Here is a 23,831-nt window from a genome sequence, read left to right as displayed (position 1 = left end):
GGGTGGGCCGGTGTTTCACGTGAAACACCGGCCCACCCGTCGGGAGCGTGACGAGGGGTGGCGTTTCACGTGAAACATCACCCCTCTTTGCGTGCTCCGTGCAGGGCCACGGCGATCGATCCGTAGATCACGGCCACCAGGACGATCAGCGGGGCGGAACGCCCGTCGGACGGCAGCATCAGGGCCGCGACCCCCGCCGCGCCGACGAAGGCGACGTTGAAGAGTACGTCGTAGAGCGAGAAGACCCGGCCCCGGTAGGCGTCGTCCACGGACGTCTGCACCACCGTGTCCGTGGCGATCTTGGCTCCCTGGGTGACGAGTCCGAGCAGGAAGGCGGCGACGAGGAAGGGCACGGGGGCGAAGGTCAGGCCGAGTGCCGGTTCGAGCACGGCCGCCATCGCCGTGCACACGGTCATCCAGCCGAAGGGTCCGAACCGCCGGACCGCCCACGGGGAGAGGATCGCGGCGGCGAAGAAGCCCGCTCCCGACAGGGCGACGGCCAGTCCGAGGAGGCCGAGTCCCTCGGACTCGGTGGAGCTCCAGGTGTAGCGGCAGAGCATGAGCACGGTGACGAGCAGGGCGCCGTAGCAGAACCGCATGAGGCCGACCGCGGTGAGCGCCCGGAGGGCGGGCCGCCGTTCTGCGAGATGGCGCAGCCCCTCGGCCAGGCCGCGGGCCGTCGACCGCAGGGCCGTGGTGAGGCGCTGGGACACGAGGTCCGGATCGGGCCCGAGGAGCTCCCGGGACATCCGCAGGGAGGCGAGGGCCGCGCAGAGGTAGAGGACGGCGCCGAAGGCCACCACGGCGGCGTCGGAGCCGTCGGCGAGCAGGCGGACGCCGAAGGCGAGGCCGCCTCCGACGGTCGCGGCGAGCGTGCCGGCGGTGGGGGAGAGCGAGTTCGCCACGACCAGCCGTTCGTCGTCGACGACGCGCGGGAGCGAGGCCGAGAGCCCCGCGAGGACGAAGCGGTTGACGGCCGTGACGGAGAGCGCGGAGGCGTAGAAGAGCCAGTCGGGCACGGAGGCGAGGACGAGCAGCGCGGTCCCGCACGCGAGCAGGGCGCGCAGGAGGTTCCCGTACAGGAAGACCTGGCGGCGTTGCCAGCGGTCGAGGAGCACACCGGCGAAGGGCCCCACGAGCGAGTACGGGAGCAGGAGCACCGCCATGGCGGAGGCGATCGCCGTGGGGGAGGTCTGTTTCTCGGGGGAGAAGACGACGTACGTGGCCAGCGCCACCTGGTAGACGCCGTCGGCGCACTGGGAGAGCAGCCGGACGGCGAGCAGGCGCCGGAAGTTCGTCAGGCGCAGGAGTACGCGCAGATCACGTACGACGGACATGGCAGCAAGACTCACACACGAGGAGGGCCCCGGGCAGTGCCCGGGGCCCTCGATCGTCAGGCGTGCGGCGTGATCAGCGCTCGACCTCGCCCTTGATGAACTTCTCGACGTTGGCGAGGGCCTCGTCGTCGAAGTACTGCACCGGCGGGGACTTCATGAAGTACGAGGACGCCGAGAGGATGGGGCCACCGATGCCCCGGTCCTTGGCGATCTTCGCGGCGCGCAGGGCGTCGATGATGACACCGGCCGAGTTCGGGGAGTCCCACACCTCGAGCTTGTACTCCAGGTTCAGCGGAACGTCACCGAAGGCGCGGCCCTCGAGGCGCACGTACGCCCACTTGCGGTCGTCCAGCCAGGCCACGTAGTCCGACGGGCCGATGTGGACGTTCTTCTCGCCCAGCTCGCGGTCCGGGATCTGCGAGGTGACGGCCTGCGTCTTGGAGATCTTCTTGGACTCCAGGCGCTCGCGCTCCAGCATGTTCTTGAAGTCCATGTTGCCGCCGACGTTGAGCTGCATGGTGCGCTCGAGACGGACACCGCGGTCCTCGAACAGCTTCGCCATCACGCGGTGCGTGATGGTCGCGCCGACCTGCGACTTGATGTCGTCGCCGACGATCGGGACGCCCGCCTCGGTGAACTTGTCCGCCCACTCCTTGGTGCCGGCGATGAAGACCGGGAGGGCGTTGACGAAGGCGACCTTGGCGTCGATGGCGGCCTGCGCGTAGAACTTCGCGGCCTCCTCGGAGCCCACGGGCAGGTAGCAGACGAGAACGTCGACCTGGCGGTCCTTGAGGATCTGGACGACGTCCACCGGCTCCTCGGCGGACTCCTCGATGGTCTGGCGGTAGTACTTGCCGAGACCGTCGAGGGTGTGGCCGCGCTGGACCGTGATGCCCTTGCTCGGGACGTCGCAGATCTTGATGGTGTTGTTCTCGCTGGCGCCGATGGCGTCGGAGAGGTCGAGGCCGACCTTCTTCGCGTCGACGTCGAAGGCGGCGACGAACTCGACGTCACCGACGTGGTACTCGCCGAACTGGACGTGCATGAGGCCGGGGACCTTGGTCGCCGGGTCGGCGTCCTTGTAGTACTCGACGCCCTGGACCAGCGAGGCGGCGCAGTTGCCCACGCCGACGATGGCTACGCGAACCGAACCCATTCCGGTTGCTCCCTGTGTGATCGTGTGAAGCCCTGCTGTGCGCGGGATTCACGTGGTGGTGTCGTCGGACGGATCCGGCCGGGTACTGCCCCCGTGCCGGGGCAGGCCGCCCGTTTCTCCAGAATCGTTGTCGTGCAGAGCGGCGGTCCCGGGACCGGATCGTCGATCCCGCCCCGCCCGCTCGCTCTCGATGAGCTCGTTCAGCCAGCGCACTTCGCGCTCCACGGACTCCATGCCGTGGCGCTGCAGCTCAAGCGTGTAGTCGTCGAGGCGCTCGCTCGTCCGGGCCAGGGAGGCGCGCATCTTCTCCAGGCGCTCCTCCAGTCGGCTGCGGCGGCCTTCGAGGACGCGCATCCGCACCTCGCGCTCGGTCTGCCCGAAGAAGGCGAAGCGGGCGGCGAAGTGCTCGTCCTCCCAGGAGTCCGGCCCGGTGTGGGAGAGGAGCTCCTCGAAGTGGTCCTTACCTTCCGGGGTCAGCCGGTAGACGATCTTGGTCCGGCGTCCCGCGAGCGACGCGGCGAGGGTGTCCTCGGGAGCGCTGCCCGGTTCCTCGATCAACCAGCCGTTTGCGACCAGCGTCTTGAGGCAGGGGTACAGCGTTCCGTAGCTGAAGGCCCGGAAGACGCCCAGCGAGGTGTTGAGCCGCTTCCGCAGCTCGTATCCGTGCATCGGAGCCTCGCGCAGCAGGCCGAGGACGGCGAATTCGAGGATGCCGGAGCGTCTACTCATCCGTCGCCTCCTCCTTCTGCCGGTGTCCTTATGCCGCACTGATGTATCGACTCGATACATCAGCACGATAGAACGGTCACTCTGTGGCGACAAGTGGACCCGTCGTGACCGGCGTCACATCCTCAATTCACAGCAGGTGACTTGCCTGATTTGGGGTGAAGTCCGGCTCTAGGTGGTTTTTGGCCGTGCGTAGTCTGTGCGGATGCAGACCACCGGGAACCGAGCGACGCCGTGGGGCGTCAGTGCTGCGGGTGACCGGCTGCGGTACGGGGGGACCTCCGATGGGTCCTGGCCGTGCGCATTTCGGGGGGACCGGAACTCAACTGCCGCTTCCAGGCGTACTCGCCTGCCCGAGGAGTAGTCGTTCGATGAGCGAGCATCGTCGCAAAGCGCCGCAGCAGCAGCCACCGACGGGTGGACGCGCGGCGGCACGGCGCGCTGCCCAGCAGCCGGCGGGCCGCAGGTCGGCCCCGGTCCGAGACGCCGGTACGGGGGCCCCTTCGGCTTCCTACGGACCGCCCTCCGCCCAAGGCGGAGAACAGCGTCCCTACGGCGGACGCGCGGAGGCCCGTCGTGCCGCCCAGCGCGGCAGCCGCAGGAAGGGAGCCGGCTCCGGTCCCGGCGGCCCCGGCGGGTCCGGTGGCGGCCGGCGCGGTGGCGGCGGGGGGCGCGGCCCGGGAGACGGTCCGGAGGGACGCGGACCCGGCAAGAAGCGGATCATCGACTATCCGCGCCACAACAAGTACGGCTGGCGGCGCTGGCTGCCCTCGTGGCGGCTCGTGGCGGGCACGTTCCTGTTCTTCGCGGTGAGCCTGATGGGCGCGGCTGCCTTCGCGTACACGCAGGTGGACATCCCCAACGAGGCCGACACCGCCAAGTCGCAGAACAACATCTACCACTGGGCCGACGGCTCCGTCATGGTCGCGACGGGCGACGGCGCCAACCGCCAGATCGTCCAGCTTCCGGGCATCTCGAAGAACATGCAGAACGCCGTGGTCTCGGCGGAGAACAAGACCTTCTGGGACGACTCGGGCATCGACCCGAAGGGCATGGGACGCGCCATCTGGAACATGGCCAAGGGCGGCCAGACCCAGGGCGGTTCGACGATCACCCAGCAGTACGTGAAGAACAACCTCCTCGACGACCAGTCGCAGACCCTCACCCGCAAGGCGAAGGAATTCTTCATCGCCCTGAAGGTCGGCAACGAGGTCGACAAGGAGAAGGTCATGGCCGGCTACCTGAACACCGCGTACTACGGGCGCGGTGCCTACGGCATCCAGGCGGCCTCCCGTGCCTACTTCAACACGGACGCCGCCAAGCTCGACCCGAGCCAGGCGGCCCTGCTGGCCTCGGTGCTGAAGGGCGCGACGTACTACGACCCGGCCGGCTACCCCGAGATCGACCCCAACGCCACCGCCGAGAAGAACACCGAGCGGGCCACCAAGCGGTGGAAGTGGATCCTCGACGAGATGGAGAGGGACGGACGCATCACGTCCGCGGAGCGGGCGAAGTACACGGAGTTCCCCAAGATCCAGAAGCCCGGCCAGAGCGCCAACCTGGGCGGTCAGATCGGCTACCTCGTCAGGACCGCCAAGGCGAACATCAAGACCCAGTTCGACCTCGGTGAGGCGGAGCTGGAGCGCGGCGGCTACGAGATCTACACGACCTTCGACAAGAACAAGGTGGCCGCGCTCGAGAAGTCGGTCAAGAAGGTCTACGACGAGAACATCGATCCCAAGAAGCGCCCCGACAAGGACACGCACGTCCAGTTCGGCGGCGCCTCCGTCGACACGGCGACGGGCGAGATCGTCGCGATCTACGGCGGTGTCGACGCCACCAAGCACTTCAGCAACAACGCCGACGCCACCGGCGCCATGGTCGGCTCGACGTTCAAGCCCTTCGTGCTCGCCTCCGCGATGACGGACGGCGTGCGGGACAAGGAGCTGGGCGCGGACCAGGACGCCTCCACCCGCACGATCGTGGACCCGGACAAGAGCCGTTACTCCGGCAAGAACGGGCTGGTCGTCCGGAAGTACAACGGCGAGATCTGGCACAACGAGAAGGGCGAGGAGTGGCGCCAGACCAATGACGGTCAGGAGGACTACGGCAGCATCTCGCTGCGCAGGGCCATGATCCGGTCCGCCAACTCGCCCTACGTGCAGCTCGGCATGGACGTCGGCATCGACAAGGTCCGCGAAGCCGCCGTGAAGGCCGGTCTGCTGGAGAGCTCGCTCGTCAAGGGCGAGGTCCCCTCGTTCTCCCTCGGCATCTCCAGCCCGAGCGCCATCCGCATGGCCGGCGCCTACGCGACCTTCGCGAACGCGGGCAAGCAGAACGACCCCTATTCCGTGCGGGAGGTGAAGAAGGACGGAAAGACCCTCCACGAGCACAAGGCGGACACCGACCAGGCCTTCTCCCCGGCCGTAGCCAGCAACGTCACCGACGTCCTGCGGGACGTCGTGGACGACGACGAGGGCACCGGCAAGAAGGCGCGGCTCGCCGGCCGTGACGTGGCCGGCAAGACCGGTACGACCGACGACAACCGTTCGGCCTGGTTCGTGGGCTACACCGCGCAGCTGGCCACGGCGATCGACATGTACCGCTACGACGACGACGACACGAAGAAGGACCGCAAGTTCGAGAAGATGTACGGCACCGGTGGCCGTGACACGATCCACGGTTCGTCGTTCCCCTCGGAGATCTGGCGCGACTACATGACCGTGGCCGTCAAGGGCGACAAGAAGGTCAAGTTCCCCAAGCCGGGGAACCTGGAGGGCGCCGAGCCCGTCTTCGGCGGCGGCGCGTCGAGCCCGACGCCGACGCCGACGGTGACCGAGTCGCCGACGACCACCCCGACGCCGACCGAGACCGTGACGCCGTCGACGACCCCGCCGACCACCCCGTCGACGACTCCCCCGGCGACCAAGACGCCGAAGCCGGACAAGTCGACGTGCAGCATCTGGAACCCGGACTGCTACAACCCGGGCGATCCGGGCGGCAACACCGGACAGCCCACGGGCACGCCGACGCGGACCGACGGGCCGGACCCGACCGACACACCGACGGACGACGGAGGCGGCAGGCCGGGCGGTAACAGGCCCGGAGGCGGGGCCTGGGCCCCCTAGGCCTGTCCGACGCTGATCCCCCGCACAGGCCCCAGGGCCTGGGCGGAAAGTCCCGCCGCTCCGCCCGGGGCACTCCTCAGGGGCCGTCGCGGCCGATCCGTACCTCCCGTACGGATCCGGCCGCGGCGGCCCCCGCCGTTTTCCCGGAGACGTACGGCAGGATGTCCCCCATGCCGAGCCTCCAGAAGACGAGCGCGCCGCGGGAGCGCTCGCAGACGGTCATCCCCACCCACCGGGACGAGGTGGCCGCAGCGGGCAGCGAACTGATCGGCGGTCCCTACGGGCGGCGGGCGCTGCCCGGCACCGGACGGCTGTCCCCGGTGCGGGTGGTCGCCCTCGTGGCCATCGGCATGTTCGCCCTGGGCATGGTGCAGAAGCTGCCCTGCTACAACTGGGCCTGGTTCCGGGGGGCGACCTCCCAGTACACGCACGCCTGTTATTCGGACATCCCGCACCTCTTCTCCGGGCGGGGCTTCGCGGAGGGTCTGGTCCCCTACTTCGACCGGCTGCCCGGCGGCATACCGTTCCTGGAGTACCCCGTCCTGACCGGGCTCTTCATGGAGGTCGCGGCCTGGATGACACCGGGCGGCGGCGACCTGACGGAACGCGAGCAGACGTACTGGCTGGTCAACGCCGGTCTGCTGATGGTCTGCGCGGCCGTCCTCGCGGTCTGCGTGGCCCGGACGCACCGCCGGCGCCCCTGGGACGGGCTCCTGGTCGCCCTCGCGCCCTCGCTGGCGCTCACGGCCACGATCAACTGGGACCTGCTCGCCGTCGCGCTGACCGCCGCCGCCGTCCTGATGTGGGCGCGGAGCCGGCCACTGGCCTTCGGGATCCTGCTGGGCCTGGCCACGGCCGCCAAGCTCTACCCGGTCCTGCTGCTCCTCCCGCTGCTGCTGCTCTGCTGGCGTGCCGGGAAGTGGCGGGCGTACGGGGCCGCGGTGCTCGGTTTCGCGGGGGCCTGGCTGGTCGTGAACCTGCCGGTGATGCTGCTCGCGCCGGAGGGGTGGAAGCAGTTCTACCTCTTCAGCAGGCAGCGGAACGTCGACTTCGGCTCGGTCTGGCTGCTCGTCAGCCAGCGCACGGGCACCACGATCACGCCCGACCGGGCCAACCTGTACGCGCTGCTGCTGCTGGGCATGGCCGTGATCGCCCTCGCCTACCTGGCGTTCATGGCCCCCCGCAGGCCCCGCTTCGTCCAGCTGGCCTTCCTGGCCGTCGCCGCGTTCGTCCTCGTCAACAAGGTCTACTCGCCGCAGTACGTGCTGTGGCTGGTCCCGCTGGCGGTGCTCGCCCGGCCGCGCTGGCGCGACTTCCTGATCTGGCAGGCGTGCGAGGTCATGTACTTCCTGGGCGTCTGGACGTATCTGGCGTTCACGATGGGCGGCAACAAGCAGGGCCTGCCGGTCGAGGGCTACCAGTTCGCGATCGTCCTGCACCTGCTCGGCACCCTGTACCTGTGCGCGGTGGTCGTGCGCGACGTCCTGGCGCCCGAGAAGGACCCCGTCCGGCAGGACGGCTCGGACGACCCCTCGGGGGGCGTCCTGGACGGCGCGGAGGACGTCTTCGTGGCGGGCGGCGCGGCGCACCCGGCCCGGCACGCCGCCCCCGCCTCCGAGGAGGCGCAGCGGGTGCGGTGGGGCGCTCCCGAGGAGCAGGGCTCCCGGGGCTGAACGGCCGTCACCGGTCCGGGGCTCCGTGAGCCCCGGACCGGGTGATCAGCGCTCGACGATCCGGTCGAACTGCGTCGTGGTGTGGCGCAGGTGCGCCACGAGCTCGTCGCCGACCCGGGGCTCCTGGGCGTCGGCGGGCACGAACAGGATCGACACCTGCATGTGCGGCGGCTCGGCGAACCAGCGCTGCTTCCCCGCCCACACGAACGGCGACAGGTTCCGGTTGACGGTGGCGAGACCGGCCCGCGCCACGCCCTTGGCGCGCGGCATGACGCCGTGCATCGCCTTGGGCGCCTCCAGGCCCACGCCGTGCGAGGTGCCGCCGGCGACGACGACCAGCCAGCCGTCCGACGCGGCCTTCTGCTGGCGGTAGCCGAACCGGTCGCCCTTGGAGACCCGGGTCACGTCGAGGACCGCGCCCCGGTACTCCGTGGCCTCGTGGTCGCCCAGCCAGAGCCGGGTGCCGATGCGGGCGCGGAAACGTGTCTGCGGGAACTGCTGCTGGAGCCGGGCCTGCTCCTCGGCCCGCAGGTGGCTCACGAACATGGTGTGCAGCGGCAGCCGGGCGTTGCGCAGCCGGTCCATCCAGGCGATGACCTCCTCGACGGCGTCGGTGCCGTCCGGGCGGTCCAGCGGGAGGTGGAGGGCGAAGCCCTCGAGACGTACGTCCTCGATGGCGGCGTGGAGCTGGTGGAGCTCCTCCTCGCGCACGCCGTGCCGCTTCATCGAGCTCATGCACTCGATCACGACCCGGGCGCCCACCAGGGCGTGGACGCCGTCCACGGAGGACACGGAGCGCACCACCCGGTCGGGCAGCGGAACCGGTTCCTCGCCCCGGCGGAAGGGGGTGAGGACCAGCAGGTCGCCGCTGAACCAGTCCTTGATGCTCGCGGCCTCGTACGTGGTGCCCACGGCGAGCATGTCGGCGCCGAACCGGGCCGCCTCGTCCGCGAGCCGCTCGTGCCCGAAGCCGTAGCCGTTGCCCTTGCAGACGGGGATGAGACCGGGGAACTGGTCGATGACCGACTTCTGGTGCGCCCGCCAGCGAGCGGTGTCGACGTACAGGGAGAGCGCCATGGCCGGCCCGGAACCTTTCTGGTGGCTGCGGTGTGTCGCGGAGGTGTCGGATGACTACGAGGGTGACTACGAGGGTACGGAACCGGGGGCGGCACGTCCTGGGCCGCGCCGCCCCGTGTCGGTCAGCGCCGGGACATGTACATGTCGAGCGCCTTGTGCAGCAGCTTGTTCAGCGGGAAGTCCCACTCGCCGACGTACTCGACGGCCTCGCCGCCCGTGCCGACCTTGAACTGGATGAGGCCGAAGAGGTGGTCGGTCTCGTCGAGCGAGTCCGAGATGCCCCGCAGGTCGTAGACGGTCGCGCCCATCGCGTAGGCGTCGCGCAGCATCCGCCACTGCATCGCGTTCGAGGGCCGGACCTCGCGCCCGATGTTGTCGGAGGCGCCGTAGGAGTACCAGACGTGCCCGCCGACGACGAGCATGGTCGCGGCGGAGAGGTTCACCCCGTTGTGGCGGGCGAAGTACAGCCGCATGCGGTTGGGGTCCTCGCTGTTGAGGACGGTCCACATGCGCTGGAAGTACGAGAGCGGGCGCGGCCGGAAGTGGTCGCGGACGGCCGTGATCTCGTACAGCCGCTGCCACTCGGCCAGGTCCTCGTAGCCGCCCTGGACGACCTCGACGCCGGCCTTCTCGGCCTTCTTGATGTTGCGGCGCCAGAGCTGGTTGAAGCCCTTGAGGACGTCGTCGAGCGAGCGGTTCGCGAGCGGGACCTGGAAGACGTAGCGGGGCTGCACGTCGCCGAAGCCGGCGCCGCCGTCCTCGCCCTGCTGCCAGCCCATCTTCCGCAGCCGGTCCGCGACCTCGAAGGCGCGCGGCTCGATGTGGCTGGCCTCGACGTCCTTGAGGCGCTTGACGTCCGGGTTCTGGATGCCGGACTTGATGGCGGCCGAGTCCCAGCGGCGGATGACGACCGGCGGGCCCATCTTCACCGAGAAGGCGCCCTGCTGCTTGAGGTGCGCCAGCATCGGCTGCAGCCAGTCGTCGAGGTTGGGCGCGTACCAGTTGATGACCGGGCCCTCGGGCAGGTAGGCCAGGTAGCGCTTGATCTTCGGGAGCTGGCGGTAGAGCACCAGGCCGGCGCCGACGAGCTCGCCGTTCTTGTCGAACCAGCCGAGGTTCTCCGAGCGCCACTCCGTCTTCACATCAGCCCACGCCGGGACCTGGCAGTGGCTCGCCGCGGGCTGGCTCTGGATGTACGCCAGATGCTGCTCACGGCTGATGGTCCTCAGGGTCAGGCTCATGCGGGGCGCTCCTCGGCAGGTGTGTCCCCATCGGTCAGGGGCTCCGGCTCTCGCGCCGAAGCCTACTGTGACCGGGGAGCGCCCCGTATGTCTGTACGGGCCCTGACGTGCCGCTGGGCCGCCCGGACCGGCTCCGGTGCGGCCCTGCGGGCCTTTCGACCCGTTCGGCGGCCCAGGGGCCGGTCGGGGGACCCGGGCTCAGTTGATGACGCCGGTGAAGAGGCCGCCGTGGGCCATGCCGAGGTAGAAGCCGAACGCCGACGCGCCCAGCCCGATGATCAAGAGGAAGCGTTCGCGGGTCGTCACGGAGATGAACTGCCCGTATCCGCCGGTCAGGATCCCGATCAGCCCCGCCCAGGAGCTGAGCAGGTGGAGGCTGTGGAACTGCGCGGTGACGAAGGCGAGGACGCCGAGCACCAGCGTCACGCCGACCAGGGTGTCCTGGAGCGGGTGGGGCTTGCCGTCGGTGGCGAAGAGGGAATGGCCGGGGTCGCGTCGCATTGCCTGTGCCATGGGGCACCTCCTGGCGTGCTTGCCGGAAGGCGGCGCATCCTAGCGCCGCCCACATCCGTTGTGTACAGATTGCGTCCCTTCACCAGGGAATTTCAACCGGAAGCGGTTGTACGGGTACGCTGTACGGTCTGCACCGGTGTCTGCCCAGGTCCCTCCCGGGATCCCGGCGGTGTTCCTCGTCCGACGCGTTCGGCGAGGGGGACTGTCAGTGGCGGCGGATACCGTTGCTCACGCATCACGACCCTCCTGCCACGGAACGACCGTGGCCGCTGAGTCCAAAGGAGGTGGGTTCCACATGCGTCACTACGAGGTGATGGTCATCCTCGACCCCGATCTCGAGGAGCGCGCTGTCTCCCCGCTGATCGAGAACTTCCTCTCCGTCGTCCGTGAGGGCAACGGAAAGGTCGAGAAGGTCGACACCTGGGGCCGTCGTCGTCTCGCCTACGAGATCAAGAAGAAGCCCGAGGGCATCTACTCGGTCATCGACCTGCAGGCCGAGCCTGCGGTCGTCAAGGAGCTCGACCGCCAGCTCAACCTGAACGAGTCGGTCCTCCGGACCAAGGTCCTCCGCCCCGAGACCCACTGAGCGTCTAGCTCAGAGGTCATCGGGTTCGAGTAGCAACACAGCAGCCAGAAGCAATCCCGCCGAGAGGTTCCCCCATGGCAGGCGAGACCGTCATCACGGTCGTCGGCAATCTTGTCGACGACCCCGAGCTGCGCTTCACCCCGTCCGGTGCGGCGGTCGCGAAGTTCCGTATCGCGTCCACCCCCCGCACCTTCGACCGCCAGACCAACGAGTGGAAGGACGGCGAGAGCCTCTTCCTCACCTGCTCGGTCTGGCGTCAGGCGGCGGAGAACGTCGCCGAGTCGCTCCAGCGAGGCATGCGCGTCATCGTGCAGGGCCGGCTGAAGCAGCGGTCCTACGAGGACCGTGAGGGCGTCAAGCGCACGGTCTACGAGCTGGACGTCGAGGAAGTCGGCCCCAGCCTCAAGAACGCCACGGCCAAGGTCACCAAGACCACCGGTCGCGGCGGCCAGGGCGGATACGGCGGCGGTGGCGGCCAGCAGGGCGGCGGCGGTGGCGGCTGGGGTGGAAACTCCGGCGGTGGCCAGCAGGGTGGCGGCGGTGCTCCCGCCGACGACCCGTGGGCGACCGGCGCTCCCTCCGGCGGCGGCCAGCAGGCCGGTGGCGGCGGTGGCGGCTGGGGTGGGAACTCCGGCGGCGGCTACTCGGACGAGCCCCCCTTCTAGGGCACGCCCTGGAAGCAGCTCGTACCCAAAACTTCTTGATCACACAGGAGAAACACCATGGCGAAGCCGCCTGTGCGCAAGCCTAAGAAGAAGGTCTGCGCGTTCTGCAAGGACAAGACCGCGTACGTGGACTACAAGGACACGAACATGCTGCGGAAGTTCATTTCCGACCGCGGCAAGATCCGTGCCCGCCGCGTGACCGGCAACTGCACGCAGCACCAGCGTGACGTCGCCACGGCCGTCAAGAACAGCCGTGAGATGGCGCTGCTGCCCTACACGTCCACCGCGCGATAAGGAAAGGGTGACCGACTAATGAAGATCATCCTGACCCACGAGGTTTCCGGCCTCGGTGCCGCTGGCGACGTCGTCGACGTCAAGGACGGCTACGCTCGCAACTACCTGGTCCCGCGCGGTTTCGCGATCCGCTGGACCAAGGGCGGCGAGAAGGACGTGGCGCAGATCCGCCGCGCCCGCAAGATCCACGAGATCGCGACCATCGAGCAGGCCAACGAGATCAAGGCCCAGCTCGAGGGCACGAAGGTGCGCCTGGCCGTTCGCTCCGGCGACGCCGGCCGTCTCTTCGGCTCCGTGACCCCGGCCGACATCGCCTCGGCGATCAAGACCGCGGGTGGCCCGGACGTCGACAAGCGTCGCGTCGAGCTCGGTTCGCCGATCAAGACCCTGGGCTCGCACCAGGTGTCCGTGCGTCTGCACCCCGAGGTTGCCGCGAAGCTCGGCGTCGAGGTCGTCGCCGCGTAACGCTGCCCCCGGCAGTGCTTGTACATGGCAGTGCTTGTACATATGCGTGTGCAGGAAGGAAGGGCCGTACCCCTCGGGGTGCGGCCCTTCCGCCGTTTCACGTGAAACGGCGGCGCGAAGCCGGAAGCGCGAAGCCGGCGGTCCGAAGTCCGTGGCCCGGTTGGTCGGCAAGCGGCCCGGGTGGTCAGCGAGTGGCACCCGTGACGATCCAGCGGCCCGAGCGGGAGCGGAACCACAGCGTCAGCATCCGGACCGTCATCATCAGCGTCATCGCCCACCACACCGCGGTGAGCCCGCCACCGAGGACCGGGACCAGAAGGGCGACCGGGGCGAAGACGGCGAGGGTCAGCAGCATGGCCCAGGCCAGGAAGGGGCCGTCCCCCGCACCCATCAGGACACCGTCGAGGACGAAGACCACCCCGGCGATCGGCTGCGAGACCGCGACCACGAGCAGGGCCGGGAGCAGGGTGTCCTGGACCGCAGTGTCACCGGTGAAGAGCGGAAAGAACAGGGGGCGGGCGACGACCAGGAGCGCGCCGAGCACCACCCCGGAGACCACGCCCCACTGGACCATGCGGCGGCAGACCTGCCGGGCGCCGTCCGGGTCGTCCGCGCCGAGGTAGCGGCCGATGATGGCCTGGCCCGCGATGGCGATCGCGTCCAGGGCGAAGGCCATCAGGCTCCACAGGGACAGGATGATCTGATGCGCGGCGACCTCCGTGTCCCCCAGCCGGGCCGCGACGGCCGTGGCGATCATCAGGACGGCCCGGAGCGAGAGCGTACGGACGAGGAGCGGGACGCCGGCCCGGGCGGACGCCCGGATGCCGGACGCGTCGGGGCGCAGGGAGGCGCCGTGGCGGCGGGCGCCCCGCACGACCACGGTGAGGTACGCGGCGGCCATGCCGCACTGGGCGATGACCGTGCCCCAGGCGGAGCCCGCGATGCCGAGCCCGGCCCCGTAGACCAGGCCGAGGTTGAGCGCGCCGTTGGCCGCGAAGCCGCCGATCGCCACGTAGAGCGGGGTACGGGTGTCCTGGAGGCCGCGCAGGACGCCGGTGGCGGCCAGGACCACCAGCATGGCGGGGATGCCGAGGCTGGAGATCCGGAGGTAGGTGACGGCGTGGGGAGCGGCGGTGTCGGAGGCGCCGAAGACGCCGACGAGCCAGGGCGCGGTGGGCAGGGTGAGGACGACGACGGCGGCGCCGAGGAGGAGGGCGAGCCAGATGCCGTCCATGCCCTGCCGGAGGGCGGCCGGCAGGTCGCCCGCGCCGACGCGCCGGGCGACGGCCGCCGTGGTGGCGTAGGCGAGGAAGACGAAGACGCTGACGGCGGTGGAGAGCAGCGCCGCGGCGATCGCGAGACCCGCGAGCTGGGGCGTGCCGAGGTGGCCGACGATGGCGCTGTCGACCATGAGGAAGAGCGGCTCGGCGACGAGGGCGCCGAAGGCCGGCAGGGCGAGGGAGACGATCTCGCGGTCGTGCTGACGGCGGACGGCCTTGGAGGTCGGAGGAGCCTGGCTCATGCGAGCAATCTAATCTTCCACAGGTAAGAGATACAAGAGGAGTACGACCCTTACCTGTGGAGGGCGGGGAGCTTCACTTGTGGGCCGTTTGTTCTGATCTTGGCCCCGGAGGAAAACTTTTTCTCCCCCACAGCCGGTGGATGGCAAAAGCGCAGGTCATGCGGGTGTTGTGGAGAGCGGTATGAGTTTGTCCACAAGGCTGTCCCCCGCTCTGTGCACAGGATCCGGCAAGTTCTCCACAGCATCTGGGCGTTCACCCACAGGGCCTGTGGATAACTGGATTGGCTGGAGCTCTCCACAGGCCTACCCTGGTCCGTCGCCCGACCTCCTGGAAGCGGTCGCGAAGCCACCCTCTGAACAGGTCCGTGGCGTGAAAGAGTGGCACGGCTAGGTCCGCGGAGCGGACGGAGGAGGTGGCTTGGTGAGCGTTCCCGAGGCCCTGGACGACCCCTGGGCCGACAGCGGACCGAGCGACCGGCTGCCCACCCGTACCCGAGGCGAACGCGGTCGCGGCCGCGGGCGCGACGACCAGCACGAGCGGGGCGGCGAAGGCCCCTGGGACGGCGGACTCTCCGGGTTCGAGCGCGTTCCTCCGCAGGACCTCGACGCCGAGCAGTCCGTCCTCGGCGGCATGCTGCTCTCCAAGGACGCCATCGCGGACGTCGTGGAGATCATCAAGGGCAACGACTTCTACAAGCCCGCGCACGAGACCGTGTACGCGGCGATCCTCGACCTCTACGCCAAGGGCGAGCCGGCGGACCCGATCACGGTCGGCGCCGAGCTCACCAAGCGCGGCGAGATCACCCGGGTAGGCGGGGCCTCCTACCTCCACACCCTGGTCCAGTCGGTGCCGACCGCGGCCAACGCCTCGTACTACGCCGAGATCGTCCACGAGCGCGCCGTCCTGCGCCGTCTCGTCGAGGCGGGCACCAAGATCACGCAGATGGGGTACGCGGCCGACGGGGACGTCGACGAGATCGTGAACTCGGCCCAGGCCGAGATCTACGCGGTCACCGAGCAGCGCACCACCGAGGACTACCTGCCGCTCGGCGACATCATGGAGGGGGCGCTCGACGAGATCGAGGCGATCGGCTCCCGCAGCGGCGAGATGACGGGTGTGCCGACCGGCTTCACCGACCTCGACTCGCTGACCAACGGCCTGCACCCCGGTCAGATGATCATCATCGCGGCCCGTCCCGCCATGGGTAAGTCGACGCTCGCCCTGGACTTCGCCCGCGCGGCCTCCATCAAGCACAACCTGCCCAGCGTCATCTTCTCCCTCGAAATGGGCCGCAACGAGATCGCGATGCGCCTGCTCTCGGCCGAGGCCCGGGTCGCGCTCCACCACATGCGCTCCGGCACGATGACCGACGAGGACTGGACGCGCCTGGCCCGCCGGATGCCGGACGTCTCCCAGGCCCCGCTCTACATCGACGACTCGCCGAACCTGTCGATGATGGAGATCCGGGCGAAGTGCCGGCGGCTCAAGCAGCGCAACGGCCTCAAGCTCGTCATCATCGACTACCTCCAGCTCATGCAGTCGGGTGGTTCGAAGCGCCAGGAGAGCCGTCAGCAGGAGGTCTCCGACATGTCGCGAAACCTCAAGCTCCTCGCCAAGGAGCTGGAACTGCCGGTGATCGCGCTCTCCCAGCTGAACCGTGGACCCGAGCAGCGCACCGACAAGAAGCCGATGGTCTCCGACCTGCGCGAGTCCGGCTCGATCGAGCAGGACGCCGACATGGTGATCCTGCTGCACCGCGAGGACGCCTACGAGAAGGAGTCCCCGCGCGCGGGCGAGGCGGACATCATCGTCGGCAAGCACCGAAACGGCCCGACGGCCACGATCACCGTCGCCTTCCAGGGCCACTACTCCCGCTTCGTGGACATGGCCCAGACCTGACGGGCCTCCCCCTTACGCGGAAGCCGGTTCGGCTTCGGGGTAGGGGCTGAGCATGGTGTCGAAGTAGCCCTCCGGGTCCTCCTCCAGGAAGGTCGACAGGTTCTCCAGGAAGGCGCGCAGCGGGGGCGTCGCGTTGTGGCGGTCCAGGTCCTCCTGGGACCGCCAGACCTCGTACAGGAAGAAGCGGCCGTCCTCGTGCTCGTGGAGGTGGTACTGCAGGTTGCCGGGTTCCTGTCGGGTGGGTCCGACGAAGGAGGAGAGGATGCGGCGGACCTCGTCCGCGCGCTCCGGCCGGGGGCGGAGGAAACCGTAGAGGGAGAGGGGGCGTTCCGTGTTCGTCATGGCCGTGACCCTAAGATCTCACATGGATGTGAGGTTCAAGGGGGTGTGAGGAGCACCACGCGAAGAAGGGGCGCCGCATGAAGATCGGTGAGCTCGCCGCCGCGACGGACACGTCCGTTCGGCTGCTGCGGTACTACGAGGAGCAGGGCCTCCTGGAGTCCCACCGCCTCGACAGCGGCCACCGCCGCTACGACGGCGACGCCCCCGACGTGGTCCGCCGCATCCGCTCGCTCCTGGACGCCGGCCTGCCGACCCGGGTCATCCGGGACCTGATGCCGTGCGTTCGCCAGGACGGCACGGTCGCCGCCTGCAAGTTGGAGACCCTTCAGGAGCACCTCCAGGACCTGAACGACCGGATTTCCGCGCTCTCGGAGACCCGCACCTCGCTGACCGGCCTCATCGCCGCCACCCGGACCCTGGAGTCGGCGCCCGTGTGAAACGGCCGGCGGAACCGCGTGTTCGTACGGGCCGTCCCCCTCGCACGTCGAACTCCTGCGGGAGTTTTTGGCCGTCCCGGTCTGAGCCCCGGAGCGGTTCGAGCAGCGGGACTGTGGCCCGGGTGGGGCTTTCGGTGGGTGGGATCGCGTTGGATGGGTGCCATGACGACATCTTTCGAAGCTTTGCTGCCCAGGACCGAGCGGGCCCTGCTGCACCGGGTCGCGGTGGCCCAGGCCGAGGGGCGGGCCCCCTCCCTCGTGGGGGCGGTGGTCCGTGACGGGGCGCTGGTGTGGAGCGGTTCGCGCAGCTGCGTGGACGGTCACGCGCCGGACTCCGACACGCAGTTCAGGATCGGCTCGATCACCAAGGTGTTCACCGCCGTCCTGGTGATGCGGCTGCGGGACGAGGGGATCCTCCGGCTGGACGATCCGCTGGAGCTGCACCTCAAGGGGACGGGCGTCGGCGAGGTGACGATCGCTCAACTCCTCAGTCACAGCGGGGGACTCGCGGCCGAGACCCCCGGTGCATGGTGGGAGCGCTCGTCCGCCGCGCTGCGGCCGGAGCTCTCCGACGTCCTGGGGGAGCGGCCCTTCCTCCGGACGCCGGGACGGCGCCACCACTACTCCAACCCCGGCTACACGCTGCTCGGTTGTCTGGTCGAGGAGCTCCGTGGGCGGCCCTGGGAGGAGACGCTGCGGCGCGAGATCCTGGAGCCGCTGGGGATGGACCGCACGACGGCCGATCCGGTGGCTCCGCACGCCGGCGGCTGGGCGGTGCACCCCTGGGCCGATGTGATGCTGCCCGAACCGTCCGAGGACCTCGGTCTGATGGCACCGGCGGGCCAGCTCTGGTCCACGGCGGCCGACCTCGCCCGGTTCGCCGCGTTCCTCGCGCAGGGGGACGAGCGGGTGCTCGGCGCCGCTTCCGTGGCGGAGATGCGTGCTCCGGCCTCCCCGGGCGGCGAGGGCGAATGGGAGGGCGGCTACGGGCTCGGGCTCCAGCTCCTCCGCAGGGACGGCCGGACCCTGATCGGTCACACCGGCTCCCTGCCGGGCTTCGTCGCCTGTCTGTGGGTGAGCGTGGAGGACGGCCTCGCGGGGATCGCCCTCTCCAACGCCACCTCGGGACCGCTGGTGGGCGCCGTGGCCGCCGATCTCGTACGGATCGTGGCGGAGGCGGAGCCGAGGCTCCCGGAGCCGTGGCGCCCCCTTCCCGAGGCGGAGGTCGACGAGGAGCTGCTGTCCCTGACCGGCCCCTGGTACTGGGGCACGTACGTCTACGGGCTGAGGCTCGGTCCCGAGCGCGGTGTGGTGCTCGAACCCCTGCGGGGCGCCGGGCGGCAGGCCCGGTTCCGGGCGCTGCCCGACGGAGGCTGGGTCGGGCTGAACGGCTACTACGAGGGGGAGACGCTCCGGGTGGTGCGGCGCCCCGACGGGAGCGTGAGCCACCTCGACCTCGGCTCCTTCGTCTTCACCCGCGAGCCGTACGAGCCGGGGGACGCGGTGCCGGGAGGCGTGGACGAGGCGGGGTGGCGCGGCCTCTGAGCCCTGGTGGATCGCTGTTTCACGTGGAACCGGGCGTTTCACGTGAAACGGCGCTCCAGGGCGGGAGGGTCAGAGGGTCTTCTTGAAGCCCACGTGGGAGTCCTCGAAGCCGAGCCGCTTGTAGAAGCGATGGGCATCGGTGCGGGTGGCGTCGGAGGTCAGCTGGACGAGGCTGCAGCCCTGCCGGCCGGACTCCTCGACGGCCCACTCGATGAGCTGCGTCCCGAGGCCGCTGCCACGCTCGTCGGCGTGAATGCGTACGGCTTCGATGATCGAACGGACGGTTCCCCGGCGGGAGAGTCCCGGGATGATCGTCAGCTGGAGGGTGCCGACGACCTTGCCCCCGCGGACGGCCACGACGAGATGCTGGTTCGGGTCGTTCGCCAGCCGCTCGAAGGCGGCGAGGTACGGGGCCAGGTCGTCGGGGGATTCGCGCTGGGCGCCCAGGGGGTCGTCAGCGAGCATCGCGACGACGGCCGGGAGGTCCTCTGCGGTGGTCGGGCGTATCTCAAGATCGTTCATGGGACGCAGGGTACGCCCGGCCGCCTCCGCGTCGCGGTCGGCCCGAGGTCGGCCCGAAGTCGGGCCGGGGCTCAGGCGGGGACGCCCACGCCCTCCACGACCTGGACCAGAGGAGCCAGCTCGGGGTTCTTGGCCGCCTCGTCGAGAGCTTCGCGCAGGGCGCTGTCGTTGGTGGGGCGGGCCTCTTCGAGGAGCTTCAGACCCTCCTCGGTCACGTCGGTGTAGATGCCGCGCCGGTCGGTGGCGCAGAGGTACCGGGTGAGCAGACCGCGGTCCTCCAGGCGGGTGACGAGTCGGGTGGTGGCGCTCTGGCTGAGCACGACCGCGTCGGCGACCTGCTTCATCTGGAGGTGGCCGCCGGGGCCGTTGTGCTGGCGGCTGAGGACGTCGAGCAGCGAGTACTCCCGCACGCTCAGGCCGTGACGGGACTCCAGGGCACGTTCGAGGTGGGACTCGATCCTGCCGTGCAGCAGGGAGAGGGCGCACCAGCGCTGGGAGAGCGCGGTGAGTGCGGGGTCCGTCGCGGTCATGTTCTCTCCTCGGTCTCTCCTCGGCGCCGGGGCGGCTCAGAACCAGGGTAAAGGATGAGGCGCAATAATGAGCGTCTGCAAGTAAATCTGTTTCCGGGCAGCCGGGCAGCCGGGCAGCCGGGCAGCCGGCGCCTGCTTCCCGGAATCGGTCGCCCGAAGCCGGTTGCCCGGAGCCGGGCAGGGTTGAGCCGCCCGGCTCCCGGCCTCCGCGCCGGAACGGTCCGGACTATCCGGCCGCGACCGTCAGGGGGGCGAAGCGGCGGCGCCAGTCGCCGGGGAGGTCCGGTACCGAGCGGACCATCACCGCGTTCGTGGCGATCGGATCGAGGCCGTTCTCCTTCGCCCAGCTCAGCAGTGACGTGTGGCGCACGTCGATGTCCGTGCGCAGGGGTCGGTCGGTGGCGGTGGCCAGGGAGGCGATCAGGGCCTTGGCCGTGGCCGGGTCCCGGGCGATCAGCGGCCCGACGACATGGGTGTCCATGTTGGGCCAGGCCGCCGCGAAGCCCGTGACCTCGCCGTCCTCCTCCGCGACCCGGAGGTGGTCCGCGAAGGCGGGGAGCCGGGCGATCAGAGGGGTGCGGTCGAGACCGAGGACCTCCAGATCCAGTCGGAGGATCGCCTGGAGGTCCTCCGCCGTCGCCGGGCGGACCGGGACGGCCGGGGCGGGCGTGGTGAAGGTGAAGCGTCCGCGCACCATCTCCGCACGGCTCGCCTGCGTGAAGCCCAGCTGTTCGTAGAGGGGCTGTCCGTTCGCCGTGGCGTGCAAGGTGGTCGGGGTGTCCCCCAGCTCCTCCAGGACGTGCCGCATGAGCCGGCGTCCCACCCCTTGGCGTGCGTACCGCTCGGCGACGAGCACCATGCCGATCGCGGCGAGCTCCGGACCGTACGAGGTGACCACGCAGCAGGCGAGCAGCCCCTTGCCCTCGGGGTCGTCGATTCCGTACCCGTTGCCGGCGGTGAGCAGGAAACCCCACTTGTGTTCTTCGCGGGGCCATTGCCGGTTCTCGGAGAGATCGGCGCAGGCGAGGAGGTCCTTGTGGGTGAGGCGCCGGACGGGGAGCTGTGCGAGGGGGGCGGGAGGAATCGGCATGTCTTTCAGGCTGTCCGACGCGTTGATCTTCCGTCCACCGCTTTACCGGATTCGGACGGTGTCGGAGCGGGGTTTTCATCCCATCCCGTGGCACGCGGGCGATGTTTCACGTGAAACCCGGTTCTGGCCGGAGGAAGAGGCGTGGCCCAAAACAGTGGAGCTTAGCCAGAAACCCGGCTCTATGGACCGGAACGCCACTTTCCGTCCCCGAAGGCGGTCGGACCCCTCATGCTGCGTTTACGGAAGCCCGGCCGGACAAGGCGAGGCACATGATGGATGCTCCGACCCCCACGACGGACGTGAAGGACGCGGACGAGCACGAACCCTCGGCGGTGCACGGACAGGAACCCCCGACACCCCGAGGACCCTCCGCCGACGCGGTTCTCGTCCGCCGCACCCTGGAGGAGATCGCACCGGTGGCCGACCGGGTGACCTCGTACTTCTACGCCCTGCTCTTCGTGCGGAACCCCGAGCTGCGCGACATGTTCCCCGTCGCCATGGACACCCAGCGGGACCGGCTCCTCAAAGCCCTTCTGACGGCGGCCGAGCACCTGGACGACGCCCCGGTCCTCACCGCGTACCTGGAGAACCTCGGCAGGGGGCACCGCAAGTACGGCACCCGCTCCACCCACTACCCGGCCGTCGGTGAGGCCCTCGTCGGATCCCTCGCCCGGTACGCGACGAGGACCTGGGACGACCGGACCCAGGCGGCCTGGGTGCGCACGTACACGACGATCTCCCAGATCATGATCGACGCGGCGGCGGAGGACGAGCGGTCCGCCCCCGCCTGGTGGCACGCCGAGGTGGTCTCCCACGACCTGCGCACCCCGGACGTCGCCGTCGTCACGCTCCGACCCGACCGGCCCTATCCCTTCCTCGCCGGGCAGTACACGACGCTGGAGACCCCGTGGTGGCCGCGGATCTGGCGCCACTACTCCTTCGCGTCGGCGCCGCGGCCGGACGGACTGCTCTCCCTCCACATCAAGGCCGTCCCGGCCGGCTGGGTGTCCAATGCGCTGGTCCACCGGGCACGCCCCGGGGACGTGCTGAGGCTCGGGCCGCCGGGCGGCTCCATGACGGTCGACCACTCCACGGACACCGGGCTGCTCTGCCTAGGCGGCGGCACGGGGATAGCGCCGATCAAGGCCCTGGTCGAGGACGTCGCCGAGCACGGGGACCGGCGGCCGGTCGACGTCTTCTACGGGGCGCGCAGCGGTCACGACCTCTATGACATCGACACGATGCTGCGACTCCAGAAGACCTTCCCGTGGCTCTCCGTCCACCCGGTCACCGAGGCGCAGGGGCGCCTCCCGGACGCCGTCTGCCGCTACGGGCCCTGGGGGGAACGCGATGCCTATCTCTCGGGCCCGCTGGGCATGGTCCGGCGCGGGGTGGACGCGCTGCGGGGCGCGGGAGTCCCCTCGGAGCGCATCCGCCACGACTTCCTCGCCGAGTTGGCCCCCGCGACCTCCGGCTAGCCCGGCCCGGCCCGGGCCGTCCCGGAACGGATCGGCCCCGGCCGGGGTCCGGTCAGCCCAGGTCCGGGGCGTGCATCGCGCGGACTCCCTCGATGTTGCCGTCGAGGTAGTGGCGCAGGGAGAGCGGAACGAGGTGCACGGCCGCGATGCCGATCCGGGTGAAGGGCACCCGGACGATCTCGTACTCGCCGTCGGGCTCCTCCATCTCGGGCCCGTGCCGCAGGGAGGTGTCCATGGACCCGAGCCGGCACACGAAGAAGTGCTGGACCTTCACCCCCGAGATCCCGCCGTCGACGATGTGCTCGACGGTGTCGACGAAACAGGGCACCACGTCGGTGACCTTGGCGCCCAGCTCTTCGAGCACCTCGCGGTGCAGGGCTTCGACGACGGTGGAGTCGGTGGGCTCCACGCCCCCGCCGGGCGTGAGCCAGTAGGGATCCACCCCCGGCTTGGTCCGCTTGATGAGGATGAGGTCGTTCCCGTCGAGCAGGATGGCGCGTGCGGTGCGCTTGATCACGGGCCGTTCGTTCATGTGAAGAAAATGGCCCGTTCGGAGGGGGCTGAAACGCGACGTTCCCCGCGGGATCTCACCAGTCCCCGGCGGCGCGCAGCAGCGTCTCGTGCGCCAGGGCGAGGTGCGCGAGCGCGAGCGTTCCCGTCCGTACGACCAGGAAGTAGGTCCGCAGCGGGGGCACCGGGGGATCGAGGAGCGCCACGAGCCGTCCCTGCTCCAGGGCCTCCTCGCACAGGTAGCGCGGCAGGACGGCGAGCCCCGCCCCGGAGGCGGCGGAGTCCCGCACGGCCCGCAGGTCGGGGGCGATCACGGTGGCGGCGGCGGCCGGCCCGGTGTCGAAGACGCTCGCCCAGTAGCGGGACACGAACGGCAGCGACTCGTGCACCTCGACCACCGGAAGCTGTTCCAGGACCACGGCACCCTTGCTCAGGAGCACCTCGGGGGAGAGCCGGGCCGCCCAGCGCGGCGCCGCGACCAGGACGTGCTCCTCGTCGCAGAGCGGGGTGGAGACGAGCAGACCGCCGCGCGGGCGGGCGGTGGTGATGGCGAGGTCGTGGTGGCCGGCGGCGAGTCCGTCGAGGACCTCCTCCGTGGTGACGGGGAAGGAGGTCCGCACGGCGAGGCCCCGGCCGACCAGCGGGGTGAGGGCGGGCAGCGCGCGGAGTGCGGTGAACTCCGGCGGTCCGGCGACGTGGAGGGTCCGGATGCCGCTCTCCTCGTCGAGTCCGGTCTCGGTGATCTCGACGAGGGCGTCCAGGTGCGGGGCGGCGCGGTGGGCCAGCTCGTCGCCGATGGTGGTCGGGGTGACGCCGCGCGCCCGTCTGAGGAAGAGGGGCCGCCCCAGCTGGCGTTCGAGCGTCCGGATCTGGCTGGTGACCGCGGGCTGGGAGAGGCCCAGGAGGGCCGCGGCCCGGGTGAAGGAGCCGGCCCGGTGCACCGTGACGAACGTCCGTAGTAGGGCAAGATCCATGTCCGCCCCCTCCCGGCCGTGGGGCCGTTCGACTCAGGCGGTCGGCTGACAGCGCCTCAGGACCGTCCAACTATAAATAAGTCGATAGGTCTCTGTCGCTACCGTGATTGGACACTGACA

23 protein-coding genes are annotated in these 23,831 nt (G+C 70.0%); 10 read left to right on the top strand and 13 right to left on the bottom strand.

The features are described 5' to 3' along the window. Positions 1-77 precede the first annotated feature (77 nt). From ACWGSR_RS03540 to ACWGSR_RS03530, 3 genes are all read right to left on the bottom strand, one after another. Positions 78-1,337 carry an MFS transporter gene (locus ACWGSR_RS03540; RefSeq protein WP_453563265.1) on the bottom strand — a complete coding sequence of 420 codons (1,260 nt, stop codon included), beginning with the start codon at positions 1,335-1,337 and terminating at the stop codon, positions 78-80. Positions 1,338-1,410: 73 nt separating this feature from the next. After that, a complete protein-coding gene (locus ACWGSR_RS03535; protein WP_376230939.1) occupies positions 1,411-2,493 on the bottom strand; it encodes an inositol-3-phosphate synthase in 1,083 nt (360 codons plus the stop codon). Between the two features lie 48 nt (positions 2,494-2,541). Next, positions 2,542-3,222, bottom strand: a complete 681-nt coding sequence (locus tag ACWGSR_RS03530; protein WP_376230940.1) for a PadR family transcriptional regulator — start codon at positions 3,220-3,222, stop codon at positions 2,542-2,544. A 368-nt stretch (positions 3,223-3,590) separates the two neighbouring features. On the opposite strand from ACWGSR_RS03530, the gene ACWGSR_RS03525 reads away from it, so the two are divergent. Together ACWGSR_RS03525 and ACWGSR_RS03520 are read left to right on the top strand one after the other, a co-directional pair. Beyond that, on the top strand, positions 3,591-6,347 hold the full coding sequence (locus ACWGSR_RS03525; RefSeq protein WP_453563263.1) for a transglycosylase domain-containing protein: 2,757 nt from the start codon (positions 3,591-3,593) through the stop codon (positions 6,345-6,347). Positions 6,348-6,517: 170 nt separating this feature from the next. Beyond that, a complete protein-coding gene (locus ACWGSR_RS03520; protein WP_453563261.1) occupies positions 6,518-8,020 on the top strand; it encodes a glycosyltransferase family 87 protein in 1,503 nt (500 codons plus the stop codon). A gap of 45 nt (positions 8,021-8,065) precedes the next feature. On the opposite strand, the gene ACWGSR_RS03515 is transcribed toward ACWGSR_RS03520, so the two are convergent. From ACWGSR_RS03515 to ACWGSR_RS03505, 3 genes are all read right to left on the bottom strand, one after another. Next, a complete protein-coding gene (locus ACWGSR_RS03515) occupies positions 8,066-9,097 on the bottom strand; it encodes an alanine racemase (protein ID WP_366373192.1) in 1,032 nt (343 codons plus the stop codon). Between the two features lie 122 nt (positions 9,098-9,219). Further along, positions 9,220-10,338 (bottom strand): lipid II:glycine glycyltransferase FemX, encoded by a 1,119-nt coding sequence (locus ACWGSR_RS03510; protein ID WP_376230943.1) that lies wholly within the window; start codon positions 10,336-10,338, stop codon positions 9,220-9,222. Between the two features lie 198 nt (positions 10,339-10,536). Further along, a complete protein-coding gene (locus ACWGSR_RS03505; protein ID WP_376230944.1) occupies positions 10,537-10,851 on the bottom strand; it encodes a hypothetical protein in 315 nt (104 codons plus the stop codon). A 295-nt stretch (positions 10,852-11,146) separates the two neighbouring features. Here ACWGSR_RS03505 and rpsF point away from each other — a divergent pair, with 295 nt between their 5' ends. The 4 genes from rpsF to rplI all read left to right on the top strand — a co-directional run bounded on the left by rpsF (position 11,147) and on the right by rplI (position 12,861). Further along, a complete protein-coding gene (gene rpsF, locus ACWGSR_RS03500; protein WP_015034882.1) occupies positions 11,147-11,437 on the top strand; it encodes a 30S ribosomal protein S6 in 291 nt (96 codons plus the stop codon). Between the two features lie 74 nt (positions 11,438-11,511). Further along, on the top strand, positions 11,512-12,102 hold the full coding sequence (locus ACWGSR_RS03495) for a single-stranded DNA-binding protein (protein ID WP_376230945.1): 591 nt from the start codon (positions 11,512-11,514) through the stop codon (positions 12,100-12,102). A gap of 57 nt (positions 12,103-12,159) precedes the next feature. Next, a complete protein-coding gene (gene rpsR / locus ACWGSR_RS03490) occupies positions 12,160-12,396 on the top strand; it encodes a 30S ribosomal protein S18 (RefSeq protein WP_005315025.1) in 237 nt (78 codons plus the stop codon). A gap of 18 nt (positions 12,397-12,414) precedes the next feature. After that, positions 12,415-12,861 (top strand): 50S ribosomal protein L9, encoded by a 447-nt coding sequence (gene rplI / locus ACWGSR_RS03485; RefSeq protein WP_053640001.1) that lies wholly within the window; start codon positions 12,415-12,417, stop codon positions 12,859-12,861. 184 nt (positions 12,862-13,045) lie between these two features. Here the strand turns inward: rplI and ACWGSR_RS03480 are convergent, their stop codons facing one another. After that, positions 13,046-14,383 (bottom strand): MATE family efflux transporter, encoded by a 1,338-nt coding sequence (locus ACWGSR_RS03480; protein WP_453563258.1) that lies wholly within the window; start codon positions 14,381-14,383, stop codon positions 13,046-13,048. A gap of 439 nt (positions 14,384-14,822) precedes the next feature. Between ACWGSR_RS03480 and dnaB the strand changes: the two genes are divergently transcribed. After that, positions 14,823-16,283: a replicative DNA helicase gene (gene dnaB / locus ACWGSR_RS03475; protein WP_063885203.1), complete on the top strand. Its 1,461-nt coding sequence runs from the start codon at positions 14,823-14,825 to the stop codon at positions 16,281-16,283. 12 nt (positions 16,284-16,295) lie between these two features. Here the strand turns inward: dnaB and ACWGSR_RS03470 are convergent, their stop codons facing one another. Continuing rightward, positions 16,296-16,625: a putative quinol monooxygenase gene (locus ACWGSR_RS03470; protein ID WP_453563257.1), complete on the bottom strand. Its 330-nt coding sequence runs from the start codon at positions 16,623-16,625 to the stop codon at positions 16,296-16,298. A 77-nt stretch (positions 16,626-16,702) separates the two neighbouring features. Here ACWGSR_RS03470 and ACWGSR_RS03465 point away from each other — a divergent pair, with 77 nt between their 5' ends. Together ACWGSR_RS03465 and ACWGSR_RS03460 are read left to right on the top strand one after the other, a co-directional pair. Next, positions 16,703-17,062, top strand: coding sequence for a MerR family transcriptional regulator (locus ACWGSR_RS03465; protein WP_453563255.1), 360 nt, complete (start codon positions 16,703-16,705; stop codon positions 17,060-17,062). Between the two features lie 162 nt (positions 17,063-17,224). Continuing rightward, entirely contained in the window at positions 17,225-18,607 is a 1,383-nt protein-coding gene (locus ACWGSR_RS03460; protein ID WP_453563254.1) for a serine hydrolase domain-containing protein, read from the top strand. Between the two features lie 69 nt (positions 18,608-18,676). Here ACWGSR_RS03460 and ACWGSR_RS03455 read toward each other — a convergent pair whose 3' ends face one another. From ACWGSR_RS03455 to ACWGSR_RS03445, 3 genes are all read right to left on the bottom strand, one after another. Beyond that, positions 18,677-19,129, bottom strand: a complete 453-nt coding sequence (locus ACWGSR_RS03455; RefSeq protein WP_376230949.1) for a GNAT family N-acetyltransferase — start codon at positions 19,127-19,129, stop codon at positions 18,677-18,679. Positions 19,130-19,200: 71 nt separating this feature from the next. Continuing rightward, on the bottom strand, positions 19,201-19,659 hold the full coding sequence (locus tag ACWGSR_RS03450) for a MarR family winged helix-turn-helix transcriptional regulator (RefSeq protein ID WP_376230950.1): 459 nt from the start codon (positions 19,657-19,659) through the stop codon (positions 19,201-19,203). 226 nt (positions 19,660-19,885) lie between these two features. Then, positions 19,886-20,749 carry a GNAT family N-acetyltransferase gene (locus ACWGSR_RS03445; RefSeq protein WP_453563253.1) on the bottom strand — a complete coding sequence of 288 codons (864 nt, stop codon included), beginning with the start codon at positions 20,747-20,749 and terminating at the stop codon, positions 19,886-19,888. Positions 20,750-20,850: 101 nt separating this feature from the next. Between ACWGSR_RS03445 and ACWGSR_RS03440 the strand changes: the two genes are divergently transcribed. Beyond that, positions 20,851-22,227 (top strand): globin domain-containing protein, encoded by a 1,377-nt coding sequence (locus ACWGSR_RS03440; RefSeq protein ID WP_453563252.1) that lies wholly within the window; start codon positions 20,851-20,853, stop codon positions 22,225-22,227. A 52-nt stretch (positions 22,228-22,279) separates the two neighbouring features. Here the strand turns inward: ACWGSR_RS03440 and ACWGSR_RS03435 are convergent, their stop codons facing one another. Both ACWGSR_RS03435 and ACWGSR_RS03430 read right to left on the bottom strand, forming a co-directional pair. Continuing rightward, positions 22,280-22,759, bottom strand: coding sequence for an NUDIX domain-containing protein (locus ACWGSR_RS03435; RefSeq protein ID WP_453563250.1), 480 nt, complete (start codon positions 22,757-22,759; stop codon positions 22,280-22,282). A 55-nt stretch (positions 22,760-22,814) separates the two neighbouring features. Continuing rightward, positions 22,815-23,711, bottom strand: coding sequence for a LysR family transcriptional regulator (locus tag ACWGSR_RS03430; RefSeq protein ID WP_453563249.1), 897 nt, complete (start codon positions 23,709-23,711; stop codon positions 22,815-22,817). Positions 23,712-23,831 lie beyond the last annotated feature (120 nt).

This window comes from Streptomyces sp. NPDC055632 (assembly GCF_053618675.1).
This window is presented reverse-complemented; position numbering and strand designations above follow the sequence as displayed.